At 72.0% G+C, this 13,732-nt stretch carries 19 protein-coding genes; 10 read left to right on the top strand and 9 right to left on the bottom strand.

Features of this window, described 5'->3' with window-relative positions; genetic code table 11:
- Nucleotides 1–58: 58 nt before the first annotated feature.
- Entirely contained in the window at nt 59–289 is a 231-nt protein-coding gene (locus QM633_RS07450) for a hypothetical protein (RefSeq protein WP_415153110.1), read from the top strand.
- On the top strand, nt 286–699 hold the full coding sequence (locus QM633_RS07445; RefSeq protein WP_415153109.1) for a type II toxin-antitoxin system VapC family toxin: 414 nt from the start codon (nt 286–288) through the stop codon (nt 697–699). The genes QM633_RS07450 and QM633_RS07445 overlap by 4 nt, the downstream gene beginning before the upstream one ends.
- A gap of 145 nt (nt 700–844) precedes the next feature.
- On the opposite strand, the gene QM633_RS07440 is transcribed toward QM633_RS07445, so the two are convergent.
- The 6 genes from QM633_RS07440 to QM633_RS07415 all read right to left on the bottom strand — a co-directional run bounded on the left by QM633_RS07440 (nt 845) and on the right by QM633_RS07415 (nt 3,807).
- Nucleotides 845–1,243 carry an OsmC family protein gene (locus tag QM633_RS07440; protein ID WP_415153108.1) on the bottom strand — a complete coding sequence of 133 codons (399 nt, stop codon included), beginning with the start codon at nt 1,241–1,243 and terminating at the stop codon, nt 845–847.
- Between the two features lie 130 nt (nt 1,244–1,373).
- Entirely contained in the window at nt 1,374–2,033 is a 660-nt protein-coding gene (locus QM633_RS07435; RefSeq protein WP_415153107.1) for a TMEM175 family protein, read from the bottom strand.
- A gap of 207 nt (nt 2,034–2,240) precedes the next feature.
- Nucleotides 2,241–2,591 carry a nuclear transport factor 2 family protein gene (locus tag QM633_RS07430; RefSeq protein ID WP_415153106.1) on the bottom strand — a complete coding sequence of 117 codons (351 nt, stop codon included), beginning with the start codon at nt 2,589–2,591 and terminating at the stop codon, nt 2,241–2,243.
- Nucleotides 2,588–3,043 carry an SRPBCC family protein gene (locus QM633_RS07425; protein ID WP_415153105.1) on the bottom strand — a complete coding sequence of 152 codons (456 nt, stop codon included), beginning with the start codon at nt 3,041–3,043 and terminating at the stop codon, nt 2,588–2,590. The genes QM633_RS07430 and QM633_RS07425 overlap by 4 nt, the downstream gene beginning before the upstream one ends.
- Nucleotides 3,040–3,384, bottom strand: coding sequence for an ArsR/SmtB family transcription factor (locus QM633_RS07420; protein ID WP_415153104.1), 345 nt, complete (start codon nt 3,382–3,384; stop codon nt 3,040–3,042). Before QM633_RS07420 ends, QM633_RS07425 begins: the two co-directional genes overlap by 4 nt.
- A 96-nt stretch (nt 3,385–3,480) precedes the next feature.
- On the bottom strand, nt 3,481–3,807 hold the full coding sequence (locus tag QM633_RS07415; protein ID WP_415153103.1) for a YchJ family protein: 327 nt from the start codon (nt 3,805–3,807) through the stop codon (nt 3,481–3,483).
- Between the two features lie 138 nt (nt 3,808–3,945).
- On the opposite strand from QM633_RS07415, the gene QM633_RS07410 reads away from it, so the two are divergent.
- From QM633_RS07410 to QM633_RS07400, 3 genes are all read left to right on the top strand, one after another.
- A complete protein-coding gene (locus QM633_RS07410) occupies nt 3,946–4,221 on the top strand; it encodes a hypothetical protein (RefSeq protein WP_415153102.1) in 276 nt (91 codons plus the stop codon).
- Nucleotides 4,222–4,298: 77 nt separating this feature from the next.
- A complete protein-coding gene (locus tag QM633_RS07405) occupies nt 4,299–5,582 on the top strand; it encodes a hypothetical protein (protein ID WP_415153101.1) in 1,284 nt (427 codons plus the stop codon).
- Between the two features lie 95 nt (nt 5,583–5,677).
- Nucleotides 5,678–6,637, top strand: coding sequence for a Dyp-type peroxidase (locus QM633_RS07400; RefSeq protein ID WP_415153100.1), 960 nt, complete (start codon nt 5,678–5,680; stop codon nt 6,635–6,637).
- Nucleotides 6,638–6,674: 37 nt separating this feature from the next.
- On the opposite strand, the gene QM633_RS07395 is transcribed toward QM633_RS07400, so the two are convergent.
- Both QM633_RS07395 and QM633_RS07390 read right to left on the bottom strand, forming a co-directional pair.
- Nucleotides 6,675–7,664, bottom strand: a complete 990-nt coding sequence (locus QM633_RS07395; RefSeq protein WP_415153099.1) for an aldo/keto reductase — start codon at nt 7,662–7,664, stop codon at nt 6,675–6,677.
- Nucleotides 7,661–8,068: a MerR family transcriptional regulator gene (locus QM633_RS07390; protein ID WP_415153098.1), complete on the bottom strand. Its 408-nt coding sequence runs from the start codon at nt 8,066–8,068 to the stop codon at nt 7,661–7,663. Before QM633_RS07390 ends, QM633_RS07395 begins: the two co-directional genes overlap by 4 nt.
- 78 nt (nt 8,069–8,146) lie before the next feature.
- Here QM633_RS07390 and QM633_RS07385 point away from each other — a divergent pair, with 78 nt between their 5' ends.
- The 4 genes from QM633_RS07385 (at nt 8,147) to QM633_RS07370 (ending at nt 11,493) form a co-directional block, all read left to right on the top strand.
- The gene (locus tag QM633_RS07385; protein ID WP_415153097.1) at nt 8,147–9,001 is read left to right on the top strand and encodes a class I SAM-dependent methyltransferase; all 855 of its coding nucleotides are present in this window, start codon (nt 8,147–8,149) and stop codon (nt 8,999–9,001) included.
- Between the two features lie 88 nt (nt 9,002–9,089).
- A complete protein-coding gene (locus QM633_RS07380) occupies nt 9,090–9,536 on the top strand; it encodes a MarR family winged helix-turn-helix transcriptional regulator (RefSeq protein ID WP_415153096.1) in 447 nt (148 codons plus the stop codon).
- Nucleotides 9,533–10,912, top strand: a complete 1,380-nt coding sequence (locus tag QM633_RS07375; protein WP_415153095.1) for an MFS transporter — start codon at nt 9,533–9,535, stop codon at nt 10,910–10,912. Before QM633_RS07380 ends, QM633_RS07375 begins: the two co-directional genes overlap by 4 nt.
- Nucleotides 10,909–11,493, top strand: coding sequence for a YbhB/YbcL family Raf kinase inhibitor-like protein (locus QM633_RS07370; protein WP_415153094.1), 585 nt, complete (start codon nt 10,909–10,911; stop codon nt 11,491–11,493). The genes QM633_RS07375 and QM633_RS07370 overlap by 4 nt, the downstream gene beginning before the upstream one ends.
- A gap of 27 nt (nt 11,494–11,520) precedes the next feature.
- Here QM633_RS07370 and QM633_RS07365 read toward each other — a convergent pair whose 3' ends face one another.
- Complete coding sequence (locus QM633_RS07365; protein ID WP_415153093.1) at nt 11,521–12,333, bottom strand: alpha/beta fold hydrolase; 813 nt, start codon at nt 12,331–12,333, stop codon at nt 11,521–11,523.
- 49 nt (nt 12,334–12,382) lie between these two features.
- On the opposite strand from QM633_RS07365, the gene QM633_RS07360 reads away from it, so the two are divergent.
- Nucleotides 12,383–13,696 (top strand): peptide synthetase, encoded by a 1,314-nt coding sequence (locus QM633_RS07360; RefSeq protein ID WP_415153092.1) that lies wholly within the window; start codon nt 12,383–12,385, stop codon nt 13,694–13,696.
- The last annotated feature ends 36 nt before the right edge of the window (nt 13,697–13,732 follow it).

Raw genomic sequence — 13,732 nt, 5'->3', positions numbered from 1 at the left:
CGGCGGGTCGGACTGGGGCCACGTCGGCTTGCATTCCTACTTCTAGTAGGATCAGGGCATGGCCTCAGCTCAGGGAGTCGAGAAGCACTCGGTGTCGATGCCGGCGACCACGTCCGAGTCTGTGCGCTCGCGGGTGGGCGCGCGTGGGTTCTCCGGGTACGTCGCCGCGGCGGTGGCCCGTCAGCTCGAACGTGACGCGCTGGATGATGCCCTGGCCCGGATGGAGGCCGAGCATGGGCCGGTCGACGAGGACGAGGTCGCTGCGATCTTCGCCCGGCTCGCGGGATGATCGTCCGGCCGCACTCGATCCTCCTTGACGCGGAGGCCTTGTCCGCGCTCGCTCAGGACGAGCGCAGCATGCAGGCGTGGGCCACCTTCGCCAAGCGCAGCGACTCCGTCATCTACGCCTCCTGCGTGACGCTGGCGGAGGTCACCGATGGCACCGCTCGGGACGTTGCCGTCCGTCGGGCCGTCAAGGCGGTCCGGCTCATCGACGTCCACCCGGACATCGGGTATCGCGCGGGCCAGTTGCGGGCGATCGCCATCGCGTCCCGGCGCAAGCAGCGAGACCTGACGGTCGACTCGGTGGTGGCCGCTACAGCCCTCACCCTGCCGCTGCCCGTGGTGGTGCTCACGTCGGACCCCGAGGATCTGCGGTTTCTGCTTGCGGGCAGCGACGTCCAGACCGAGATCATCTGAGACGATGCGGCGCCCGTCGTCCGCAGCTCCCAAGATCGGGCGCGGACGAACCCGGTCCGCGGGTCGCCGGCAGACCCCGACAAGCGGACTCTCGGGGTGAAGATCCGCGTCACGCGTAACGCGGGCAGGGGTTGCGGTCCCGGAGTCACGCCGTGCGAGTGACAGCGGCGCCCGCCCTGATCGCGCGGGGGATCTCCGCGATCTGGTCGACCAGTGCGATCAGGTCCTCGACGCGCGCGAGGTCGGCGGGGGAGTCGACGTCCACGCGGTAGGTGATCCCGGTCGAGGACCAGTCCTCGTCGAACTCGCCCTCGGCTTCGACCCTGACGCCGTCGACCGGAATGCCGCAATCCTGCGCCTCGCGGTAGAGGTCGTTGAGGACGCAGACGGCGACGGCCAGGTGCAGGACGTGAGCACCGGTGAGGCCGGCCGCGACGTCGACCCCGCCGTCGGTCCATCGATGGCCGAAGTGGGTCACCCCCTCGTGGCCGGCAAGACGGTCCCGAAAGCTGCCGGACGCGCACACCACGGCGAAGTTGCTCATGCCGAAAAGAGTGCCGTGCGGCGGCGTGGCGGCCCAGCGCTACTTCTGCTGAGCGCGGGGGGCCGGCACGGTTCGCCCGATCCTGCGCGGCGCGAGGCGAGAATGACGAAGACCGGGTGGCGGTGTCGCCTCACGACCCCTGCGTCTCCTGTTCGGCCACCGGCCCGCGGTGACGGTAGAGCCGGGTGATGATCAGCGACACCGGGAGTGCGGCGATCCAGCTGAACTTGGCCGCGGTGGGTCCGGCGAGCAGCGCGACCGGGATCGAGAGCAGGAAGACCCCCGGGACCGGGAAGGACTGTACGAGCACGTAGCGGAAGACCTGGACGGTGATGTCATCGCGGACGAAGCCGCGACGCCAGGCGTAGATCCAGAGCGCAGCCAGGGCGAGGCCGGTAGCGGCGACGGCGACGGCGTAGAGCACCACCGCGGGGGTCTCGTCGCCGTAGCGGCCAAGGATCGCGGTCGGCAGGGGGATCGAGGCGACGAACAGCAGCATCAGCAGGTTCAGGCGCAGCAGGTTCTGGTCGTAGCCGACCAGGGTGGACACCTTGCGGACGTGAGCGAGCCAGACCAGGCTGACGACGGCGAAGCTGAGGGCGAAGGTGAGATACTCCGGGGCCAGGGTGAGGAGGGCGTCCGTCAACTCTCCGGGCGCCGCCTCGGGGGCGCGGACCTCGATGATCAGCAGGGTCATGGCGATGGCGAAGACGGCATCGCTGAAGAACGCCATCCGTTCGACGGATCCACCCTCCGCGATCGCCCGGCGATACCTCGAGTACGTCGTCATGTTCCAAGGCTAGGACGATGACCTTCCCGGACCCCGCTCCAGGCTCGCCCGGGGGACGGCTCCCCCCAGGGCGGACCTGGCGCGATCCGGCCGCAGAGCGGCCCGACGGCACCCCTGGCGCGCGACCCGGCCCTGTGCGCGCCGGAGCCCCGTGATCAGGGCGCCTCTCGGCGAGAACCGGTGGTGTCGGCGGAGGTGGAGTGCGGGTCAGCCCAGTGGAACGACGTAGGAGTCGATCTGGGCGATCAGGTCGTCCCTGAAGGTGAACAGGTCGTTGTAGGCGAAGCGAAAACTGCCGGCTTCGCGGTGGCGTCCCTGGCCGATCCCGGTGACCACGACGACGTCGTCGGCCTCGATCGTGCGTTCGACATCGAGCACGGGGCTGCCCTCGAAGGCGGGATTCGCGATCTCGCTGTCGAACTCGAGCTTGCCGCGTGTGGTGCGCAGTCCGTGGATCCTCCACACCACATCCTCGGTCAGGAGGGCGAGGATCGCCTCGTGGTCGCCGCGCCGGAAACCGTCCAGGTAGCGGTGAACGGCCCGCTGTCGATCACTCACCGTCGTCGTCCGGAGAGCGTCGCGACGAGGGTCGCGAGGTGTTCGAGGATCCCGGTCAGGCCGGTGCGGGCCTGCTCGGTCTGCAGGTCCGGTGGCAGCCGCCGCTGGTGGATCGTCACGGTCGTCCCGGCGCCGGTCGGCTCGAGCCGCACCTGCGTCAGGAGCCCCGTGTCCGGTGAACTGAAGGTCAGGAGCCGCGGCGGGTCGATGGCCTCGTACCGGAAGCGCAACGGGTAGCTGCAGCCGTCCACTCCCACGGTCTCCAGATGGAAGCTCCCGCCGACCCGCAGGTCGACCGTGACCGAGTCGGCGCGGACCACGGCGTGGTCGCCGCCCCAGAAGGCCGCCAGGTGCTGCGGGGTCGTGAACACCGTCCAGACCAGCGCCGGGACGGCATCGAGATACCTGGTCGCGATCAGCTCGTCGCCGGCCAGGGTCGTCTGCGTCGTCATCGTTCCTCCTGGATCGACGCCAGGTGGTCCTCGAGCCGGTCGAGCCGCGACTCCCACTCTCGCCGTCGCTCGAGAATCCAGTCGGCCAACTCCTGCATCCGCTCGATGTTCAGCCGGCACGGACGGCGTTGGCCGTCCACCCGCTGGTGGATCAGGCCACGGCTGCGGAGGATGCCGACGTGACGCGACACGGCCTGATGGGTGAGGTCGAACGGCTCGGCAAGCTCACTGACGGTGGCCTCGCCCTGCGTGAGCCGACCGATGATCGCACGGCGGGTTCGATCGGCCAGGGCATCGAAGGCCGCGTCCAGATCCTTGTCGAGTTCCGTCGCTGTGGGCACGGCATGACTCTACGGACAACCCAACCATTGCGCAAGGATGTCATTGCGCAAGCTGACTGCTGACCGCTGGCCCGTGGACTAGCACGGCCCGGCCGTTCAGGCGCCGTCGAGGTAGTACCAGCGTCCGCCTTCGCGGACGAATCGGGAGCGTTCGTGCTGGACGCCGACGCCACCCTCGGGACGCAGATAGGTGGCGCGGAACTCGACGATGCCGGTCCGGTCGTCCGGTCCGCCGGCCACTGCGTCGACGATCTGGAGGCGGCGCCACACGGGGTTGTCGTCAAGGTCGAGTGACGCCGGTCTGGTGGACGCGTGCCAGGACGCCAGCAGCCACGCCGCGTCGCCGTCGCGGAACGCGTCGAACCGGGAACGCATCAGCGCCTCCGCCGTCGGCGGCCAGTCCCGATCGTCCGCACTCCTCATGCCACCCAGTGTGGCCCCTTCGCGTCCGTCCGGCTCCGGGGAACGGGCGGGGCGGGGCCGGACCGGTGCCCGTGCACCGGGGCCGGTCGCCCGGGTGGGGACTTCATCGAGCGACGAGGCCGGTGGAAGGCTTGTCCTGTGAGCTCCCACATCGCCCTCGCCGCGATGCTGCCGCTGGCCGCCGGCTGCGTCCTGGCCTTCGGCACGCCCGCGACGCCGACGCCCGGGCCGGCGGCGACACCGTCCGTCGCAGCCGGCGCACCGTCGGGGTCGCTCACCACGGCCAAGGCGGAGCCCATCGTCGCGGAGCGGGCGAGCTCACCCGGATCCGTGGCCGGCCGACACGGCGCCGGTGCCTCGCGGACGCCGGTCTCTCCCGCCACCACCCCTGGAGGTGGGTTGCGCCAGCCGTGAGCGGCCCTCCGTCGCCGATGTATCTGACGACGCGTACGGTCCTCAACAAGGGCAGGACGAGCATCCAGGAGGCCACCATGTCCGGTACGGACGACACCGCCCCGCGCACCTTCCCCGTCGACACAGCCGGTCATGTGCTTCGCGGCGACGTCGCCGCCGCCTACCTGCGGGCCGTCGGCGCGGGCCTGCCCACGGGTGGGGTGGACGTGTTCCAGCGCACCTGGGACGAACAGGCGGCGCTGTACGACGCCTACCTCCACCACCACGGGGTCGTGGCCGCCGCACCGTCCTGGCACGCCCCGCACATCGACGCCCGCGCCTTCGACACCCACACCACCGGTGCCGCCGGCGGGTACGAGCCGAGTCCGGCGCACTCCTGGCTCAGCGAGGGCGGGGACGGGTCCCACAAGCCCGCCGCCGGTGAGCGCCTGCGCGCGCACGAGTTCGGGTTCCGGCGCTCGGTGCCGTCCGAGCGCTGGCACTTCGAGTACAACCCCGGCCTCGACCAGCACCGGGCCGCCGACCTCGCGGCCCGACTGGCGACACTCGGTTTCGCGACCGTCCGGGCTTTCCAGGTGTCGGCCGGGCTGGACGACGACGGCGAGGCCGGGCAGGTCACGTGGACGGCACTGCTCGGCGCCGACTACCCGGCCCCGGGCGCGCCGGCCCGCACGATGGTGCCGGACCCGCCCCGCGACCCTGCGGGCCCCGTCGACTTCAGGGCCGCGACCTACAACGCCGAACTGCGGCACTTCGGGGGCGGTGCGCCGGGACCCAACGCCCTGTTCGTGGACGAGTCGCTGCGGTGCTCCGTGCTCGCCGGCCAGGAGGTCGACGAAGCCGCCCGGAACTCCATCTGCGAGGCGAACGGCTTCAAGGTGTGGGCCTACAAGACGCTGGGCATCTTCTGGAACCCCGACAAGTACGACCACGGCGAGCGCATCGAGGTCGACCTCGGCACCGCCTACCACGGCATGATCGCCACCGAGTTGACCAGCAGGAAGAACGGCACCAGCTTCGTCGCGGCCGCCGTGCACATCCGTCCCAGGGCGGCTTTCGCCTCGAAGGCCGCCGCCGACGCCGGCAAGCGGGCCGACATCAAGAAGGTCCTGGAGAAGCTGTCCGGCCATCGGCGCGTGATGGTGGGCGGCGACTGGTCGAGCAACGCCCGCGCACAGGTCACGGCGGCCGGGTACGACGTCGCCACGCCGAACGTCGACACCTACGACAAGGACGGGGAACAGCACCTGGACGCGATCTTCGTGCGGGGCATCGACGTCCGCGGCAACGGCAGGGAGCACGAGACCGGCGCCAGCGACCACGACGGGCTGGTCGCCACGCTCACCCTCCCGCTCGCCTGACGGCACGCCCGGCCGCAGTCCTGCGCGCGGCCGGCTGTCGTCGCTTCCGGCGGGCACCCCGAACGGCGACGCGGTCCCGGGACTATGGTCGGCGCATGGCGAGCACCGATTCACCGTCCCCGCTGCCGGCGGAGCCGCAGCGCATCGACGTGCCGCTCACGCGGTCGGCCGTCTTCCTGGTCGTCACCGTGAACGACGGCGCACAGGCCGCGGCGGCCGTACGCGACACGCTCGCCGGGCTGGACGACCTGGTCAAGACCGTCGCCTTCCGCGACATGCACGCCTCCCTCACCTGCACGGCCGCGATCGGGCACGCCGCGTTCGAGCGGGTCACCGGGCACGCGCCACCGGCCGACCTGCACCCGTTCGTCCCCGTGGTCGGCGACCGGCACACCGCCCCCGCCACACCCGGCGACCTGCTGTTCCACATCCGCGCCGACTTCACCGACCTGTGCTTCGAGTTCGAGCGGCTCCTCCTCGCAGGGCTCGGCGACGCCGTGACGGTCGTCGAGGAGACCTTCGGTTTCCGCTACTTCGACGCCCGTGACCTGCTCGGCTTCGTCGACGGCACCGCCAACCCGGTCGGACCCGCACTCCCCGCCACCATCCTGGTCGGCGACGAGGACGCAGAGTTCGCCGGCGGCAGCTACGTCGTGGTCCAGCGCTACACCCACGACCTCGGGGCGTGGCAGGCGCTGAGCACCGAGCAGCAGGAGGCGATCATCGGACGCCGCAAGTTCGACAACGTCGAACTGCCCGACGCCGAGGGGCCCGCCCAGAAGTCCCACAAGACGCTCAGCACCATCACCGACGAGGCCGGCGAGCACGACATCGTCCGCGACAACATGCCCTTCGGGCGTCCCGGCCACGGCGAGTTCGGCACCTATTTCATCGGTTACTCCCGGCACCTGTGGGTGATCGAGAAGATGCTCGAACGGATGTTCGTCGGCGACCCGCCGGGCAGCCACGACCGCATCCTCGACTTCTCCGTTCCGCGGACCGGCACCACCTTCTTCGCCCCCAGCGGCACCTTCCTCGCCGCACTCGGCGACTGACCGGCCGCCCGCCACGCGGACGACCGGCGCGCCCCGCTCAGGCGTCGATGTGGCTCATGTCGCCGTAACGGGCGCCCACCACCGCGTCCCGCGGGACGGCCTCGGCGAGCGCGGCCAGGTCGGCCTCGGTCAGGCTGACGTCCAGCGCACCGACGTTCTCCTCCAGGTAGCGCACGCGCTTGGTCCCCGGGATCGGGACGACGTCCTCGCCCTGGGCGAGCACCCAGGCCAGAGCGAGCTGGCCCGGCGTGCATCCCTTGGCCGCTGCCAGCGCGCGGACCCGGTCGACCAGGACCAGGTTGGCCTGCAGCGCGTCCCCGTTCAGCCGGGGGAAGTACGGGGTCGCACGGCTGTCACCGGCCTCCAGCGAATCCGGCGTGACCGCTCCGGTGAGGATCCCCCGGCCCAACGGCGAGTAGGGAACCAGGCCGATGCCGAGCTCCCGGATCGTCGGCAGGATCTCGTCCTCCAGGTCGCGCGTGAACAGGGAGTACTCGGTCTCCAGCGCGGTGATCGGATGGACGGCGTGCGCGCGCCTGACCGTCGCCGCCGACGCCTCGGACAGGCCGAGATGGAGCACCTTGCCTGCCTCGACCAGCCCGGCCATGGCCGCGACGGTGTCCTCGATCGGCACCGACGGATCCACCCGGTGCTGGTAGTACAGGTCGATGTGGTCGACGCCGAGCCGCTGCAGCGACGCATCGCAGGCCCGCCGGACGTACTCCGGCCGGCCGTTGATCCCGACCCGGGTGCCGTCGGCGAGCCGCTCGTTGCCGAACTTGGTGGCCAGTTGCACCTCGTCGCGGCGGCCGGCGATCGCGCGTCCCACCAGTTCCTCGTTCACGAACGGTCCGTACATGTCCGCCGTGTCGAGGAAGGTGACCCCGAGGTCGAGCGCACGACGGATCGTCGAGATGCCCTGCTGGTCGTCGGTGGAGCCGTAGAACTCGGACATGCCCATGCAGCCCAGCCCGAGGGCCGAGACGGTGAGCGGAGAGGCGGTGCCAAGGGTGCGAGTCGTGATCATGACACCACTTCAGCGCCTGGAGCGCGCTCCAGGTCAAGCCCCACCGCATTCTCGTAGATGCCGATCTTGCGGTCGATCGCACCCAGGTGGTCGGTGACCTCCGCGAGTTGGGCCAGCACCCGCTGCCGGTGCTGCCGGAGCAGGGCGAGCCGCTCGACCTCGTTGCCTGTGCCGGCCCGCACCAGCGCCGCGTAGCGACGGACGTCCCGGATCGGCATACCGGTCGCCCTCAGCCGGTTCACCATGTCGATCCAGCGCAGGTCTTCGGGGCCGTAGCGCCGGTGCCCGGTCCCCGTGCGTGGGACGGGCCGCAGCAGCAGGCCGTCCTTCTCGTAGAAGCGGAGCGTGTCGACGCTGAGCCCGGACGCGACGGCCGCCTCGGCGATGGTGAACCCGGAGGTCATGTCACCAGTCTCACTCCTGGAGCACACTCCGGGTCAACCCGCGTGATCCTGCCCCGCCTCCACCGACGATGTGTTTGGATGGCATCCGTGGTCACGGGAGTGAGCCGGACGGCCGGCGGCGCGGCCCTGTGCCGGCTGGCCGAGCAGCGCCAGCCGCCCGGCCTGCGACAGTTCGACGACCCGGTCGTGGCGCGGCTCCTGGATCCGATGCTGGTGGCGATCGCGCAGGCGCGTCCGCTGCTCGACCAGGTGCTGGCCTCCTGGCCGCCCGGCACCTACGGCGGGCAGGTCATGCGAACCCGCTACATCGACGACGTCGTCGTCGCCGCGGCGACCGAAGGCGTCACCCAGGTGGTGATCCTGGGCGCGGGCCTCGACACCCGGGCCTACCGGTTGCCGGAACTGGCCACGGCGACGGTCTTCGAGGTCGACCTGCCGGTCATCCAGCGGCGCAAGCGGCGGCACCTGCGCGGTGTCCCCGTGATGGCGGGCGATGTCCGGTTCGTCGCCGCCGACCTCGGCCTGCCCGGGCTCGGCGACACGTTGCGCGACGCCGGGGTGGACTGCGCCTCGCCGACCCTGTTCGTCTGCGAGGGCGTCACGCAGTACCTCGGCGAGGCGGCGGTGCGCTCGACCCTGGCGGCCGTCGCCGGGTTCGCCGCGGGAAGCGCGCTCGTGTTCACCTACGTCTCGCGCGCGCTGGTCGCGGCGCGCGGGGAGCAGCGGCCCACCGGTGGGTTCCCCGGCTTCGACGCCTCCGAGCCGTGGCTGTTCGGCCTCGATCGCGCCGAGGTCGCCGGCTTCGTCGGGAACGCCGGCCTGCACCTGGTCGAGGATGTGGGCGAGGCGGACTACCAGCGTCGCTACCTCGCGCCGAGCGGACGCGAGCTCGTGGTCGGCCCCGGAGAACGGGTGGCCCTGGCCGTCCGCTGAGTGCCGGCGGGCCGCCCGGGGGCGGCGCGAGGAGTACGAAAGTAAGTCTGAACTTGTCAGTTCAGCCTTACCAATCTACGGTGGGAGCGTGACCTCACCCGAGCGACAGCGAACCGACAAGGCGGTCCTGGCCGCCCAGCAGCTGAGAGTGGTGGTCAGCCGGCTCCGCCGGCGCCTGCGAGAGTTCGCCCCGGGCGAGGACCTCAGCCCGTCCGAGGTGGCCGTGCTGACCGAGCTCGGCAAGCACGGCCCGGCGACGGCCAGCCAGCTGGCCGCTCGCGAGGGCATCACCGGCCAGTCGATGGGGGCCAAGGTGAGCGTCCTCGAACAGCGGGGCTACCTGCACCGCAGTTCGGATCCCCACGACGGCCGGCGACTGCTGCTCGCACTCACCGACGCCGGGCGCGAGCGGTACGCGGGAAACCGGAAAGCGCGGGAGGAATGGCTCGTCGAGGTGCTGGAGCGGCTCGACGACGCAGAGCTCGACACCATCGTGACCGCGCTCGACCTGCTCGACCGGATCGGACGCCGGTGACCGCGCCGACCCGGGACTTCGAGGCGCCGGCGGTCACCTTCGACCGGCGGCTCTATCCGCCGATGGTGCTGGGCTCGATCCTGAACCCGGTCAACTCCTCGATGATGGCGGTCGCGCTGGTGCCGATCGGCGTCGCGTTCGGGGCGCCGGCCACCCAGACGGCCTGGCTGGTGTCCGCGCTGTACCTCGCCACCTCGATCGGCCAGCCGGTGACCGGGCGCCTGGTGGACATCTTCGGGCCGCGCCGGGTCTTCCTGATCGGGGCGGCGTTCACCGCCGCCGCCGGCCTGATCGGTGCGCTCGCCCCTTCCCTGGCCGCGCTCGTCGTGTCCCGCGTCCTGCTCGGCTTCGGCACCTGCGCGGGCTACCCGTCCGCGATGAACCTGATCCGCAGGGAGGCGCGCCGCACCGGCAGGGAGAGTCCCGCCGGGCCCCTGGCCGTGCTCACCGTGGCGAACCAGACCATCGCCGTTCTCGGTCCCACCCTCGGCGGCGTGCTGCTGGCCTGGGGCGGCTGGCGGGTGGTCTTCAGCGTCAACCTGCCGTTGGCGCTCGCGTGCGCGGTGCTGAGCTGGCTCTTCCTTCCCCGCGACGAGCCCGCCGAACCGGGGGACGGGCGCCGCCGGCTCGACCTCGACCTGACCGGGATGGGCCTGTTCGCGGCGACGCTGGTCGCCGCGCTGGTCTTCCTGATGGACCTGGCGGACCCCGTCTGGTGGCAGCTCCTGGTCGCGATCGCGGCCGGTGCGGGCTTCTGGCTGTGGGAGTGGCGTCGGGCCGCGCCGTTCATCGACGTCCGGGTTCTCGTCGGCAACCGTGCGCTGCTGGCCACCTACCTGCGGACGTTCCTGTCCGCCGTGACCGCCTACATGTTCCTGTACGGCGTCACCGGCTGGCTGCAGTCCGGCTACGGGCTGACCCCGGTCCAGGCGGGCCTGCTGCTCCTGCCCACCTTTCTCGCGGCGGTCGCCGTCACCGCCCTGACCGGACGCCGCGAGCAGGTTCGCGGCAAGCTCGTGGTCAGCGCGGTGTGCCAGTTGGCCGCCGCCGGCCTGCTGCTGGTGGTCGACCCCTCCTCGCCGGTCTGGCTGCTCGGCCTGGTCGCGGGGCTGGTCGGCATTCCGCAGGGGCTGGCCAATCTGGCCAACCAGAACGCGCTCTACCGGCAGGCGGTACCGGAGCGGATCGCCTCCTCGGCCGGGCTGCTGCGGACGTTCATGTACCTGGGTGCGATCGCCGCGGCCTCGGTGAACGGGCTCGCGCTCACCCACGGTGGCCTGCACGAACTCGCCGCCGCCATGGCGGTCGCCGCCGCCGGATTCCTCGTGCTCGTCGTCGCCGACCGCTCGCTGGCGCAGCCAGGGGGACGGCCATGAGCGCGGACGACCGGCCGCGCCTGCTGGTGCTCCTCGGCCCGCTACTGGGACGGCTGCTCCGACACCGCCGCGCCGGGTTGGAGTACAGCGTCCGGACCGCTCCGGAGCTGAGCGCAGGGCAGCGGATCGACCTCGCCAGCGCGACCTTCGAACCCGGCACCGAGATACCGCTACGGTGCTGCGGCGCTCCACTCGGTGACGACGTGTCCCCGGCGCTGGCGTGGGGCACGCTGCCGGCCGGTACCGGCGAGCTGCTCCTGGTCGTCGAGGACGTGGACGTGCCCCTGCGACGACCCGTCATCCACCTCGCCGCGCTGGTCGAGGCTGGCGTGCAGGGCTTCGCCGAGGGTGCGCTCCAGCCCGGCGCGCCCGGCGTCCGCTTCCTGCCGGACCGGTTCGGTCGTTCCGGCTACCACGGTCCGCGGCCGCTGCCGAACCACGGGCCGCACCGCTACGGCTTCCACCTGTACGCACTCAACCGGCGCTTCGACGCCGAGGCCGACGGCCTGGCCGACCTCCTGCCGCACCTGGCCGGCCATGTCCTCGGCGCGGGATTCATCGAGGGCTGGCGGGAGGGCTGAACGCTCGCCGGTCCGGCGGGCGGCGGATCAGCTCGCCTGCGGAACGACCCCCGCCTGTTGGTGTTCGGCCGCGGCCACGTGATCGGCGAAGAGCGCGGGCCAGGCCATGATCCCGTAGGGCGTCCGGGCGACGATCCGCCGGCTGCCCTTGATCGCCTGGTGAAGCAACTCGGCCGTCCGCAGTGGGTGGGCCGGGTCGTCCGCCCAGGCCAGGATCAGGGTCGGCACGTCGATCTCGGCCAGCGTCTGCAGCGGTGGGAGATTGGACGCGGCGGCGCCGCGCAGCACGCTGGGCAGCAGCGCCTCGGTGACACTCGGCCGGCTGAGCGGCGCATCGGCGAGCGCCGGCGGGTCGGGGGTCGTGCTGCCGAGCTCGACGAAGGCGTCCACCCCGTCGCGTTCGACCAGGGCGGCGTTTCCCAGGTATGCGTCGGCCTTCTGCCTGCGGGTCTCCCACGCGGTCGGCGGCACGACCAGGGTGAGGCTGGCAAACCGGTGCGGCGCCCGGACGGCGGCGTGCAGCAGGGTGGCGGAGCCCATCGAGGTGCCGACGCCGTGCACGGGCTCACCGGGGGAGAGCCGATCGATGATCGCGAGCAGGTCGGTGGCCAGGGCCGGCCAGGTGTAGGCGGCGGGGTCGGCCTTCCCCGTGGACTCGCCGTGGCCGCGGGCGTCGTAGCGCAGGATCCGGTGGTCGCGCAGCGCGCGGCCCAGGTCGAGGCCGAGGGCGGCGTCCCTGGCGCGGCAGGAGGTGAGCCCGTGCAATTGCACCACCAGCGGTCCCTCGGCGCCGGCGAGCTCGTAGACGAGTGTGGCGTGGTCGACATCCAGCGCGGGCAAGGATCCTCCGTAACACAGCGGTCGCACGTGCCTCCTAGGGTAGGGCGTCATGCGGCTGACGAACGTCGCGCGGATGGCGCTCCCACAAGGCAGACTGCTCAGTTGTGCGGTGCTGCCGGCTCCAGGGCGCGGCCGTGAACTGCCGGTCTCCTTCGACCAGGGCCGCCACGTCGGCCTCGGCCAGCGGCCGGGTTCCTGGATGGCGGTCTCGGCCCGGCTCCCCGACGGCACCGGACTGGACGACCTGGCCGCGTCATGGTTCGCCGTCCTGCAGCGGCACGCGACCTTCTCCACGGCGTTCTCCCACGCGCGGGACGGGCGGCTGCAGCTCCACGAGATCACCCTCACCCCCGGGCGCTGGACGGAGCACCCGGTTCCGGAGGGGGACGAGCCGCGCGCGGTGCTGCGACGGCTGTTCGACCAGGCCTGCGCCCCGTTCGAGGTGCCGTCCCACCGCCTCGCCGTGATGCTGCCGTCGGCCTCCGAGCCCGACCCGCGTCCGCTGGTGATCGTCGGCGCCGACCACGCCCACATCGACATGTGGTCGTTCGTGATCGTGCTGGAGGACCTCTTCGCCTGCCTCGCCGACCTGCGCGCCGGGCGACCCCCCGGAACGGGACTGCCACCGGCGGCAGGCTTCGCCGAGCACACCGCCGCGCTCGAGGCCATGCCGCCGGCGCCGCCGGAGGTGCACCAGCGCTGGGCGGAGATCCTGGACGCCGAAGCCGGCGTGATGCCGAAGTTCCCGCTGTCGCTCGGGGATCCCGACTTCGTGGGCGACAGCATGGTGGACGTGCGCGACCTGCTGGATGCCGACCAGGCGGCCCGGTTCGCCGACGTCGCCGGGCAGAGGGGTGTGCGGACCATCTCGCTGGCGGTGTCGGTGCTCACCCAGGCGACGCTCGAGCTGGCCGGAACCGGCCTGCGCGCGGTCTTCCCCGTCCACAGCCGGCACGAGGAGCGGTGGCGGAACTCGGTGGGCTGGTACATCACCAACTCGGTGATCGAGTCCGACGATCCGGATCCCGCCGCCTGCGCGAGGGCCGTCCGGGAGGCGATCGCGCTGGGCTCGTACCCGCTGGCGCCGATCCTCGCGCCGTACGGCGGCATGCGTGCCGCCCCGGGGATGTTCGCGATCTCCTGGCTCGACACCCGGCGACTGCCCGCGCTGCCGGTGGGCGCGGACCCGCGCTATGTCTCCGCCGTCGTCCGCGACGACGGGGTGATGGTCTGGTTCATCGTCAACGACAGCGGCCTGCACCTCAGGGCGCGCTACCCCCGGACCCCGCAGGCCGTGCGCAGCGTCCGCTCCTGGCTGGACCGGGTGGAGTCCGGCATGCACGCCCTGGCTGCGCGCGGCTGAGCGCGGCCGCGGCTGCCTGACCCGGCCGCCGCCCGG

This window comes from Propionicimonas sp. (genome assembly GCF_047606205.1).
Lineage (GTDB): Bacteria > Actinomycetota > Actinomycetes > Propionibacteriales > Propionibacteriaceae > Propionicimonas.
This window is presented reverse-complemented; position numbering and strand designations above follow the sequence as displayed.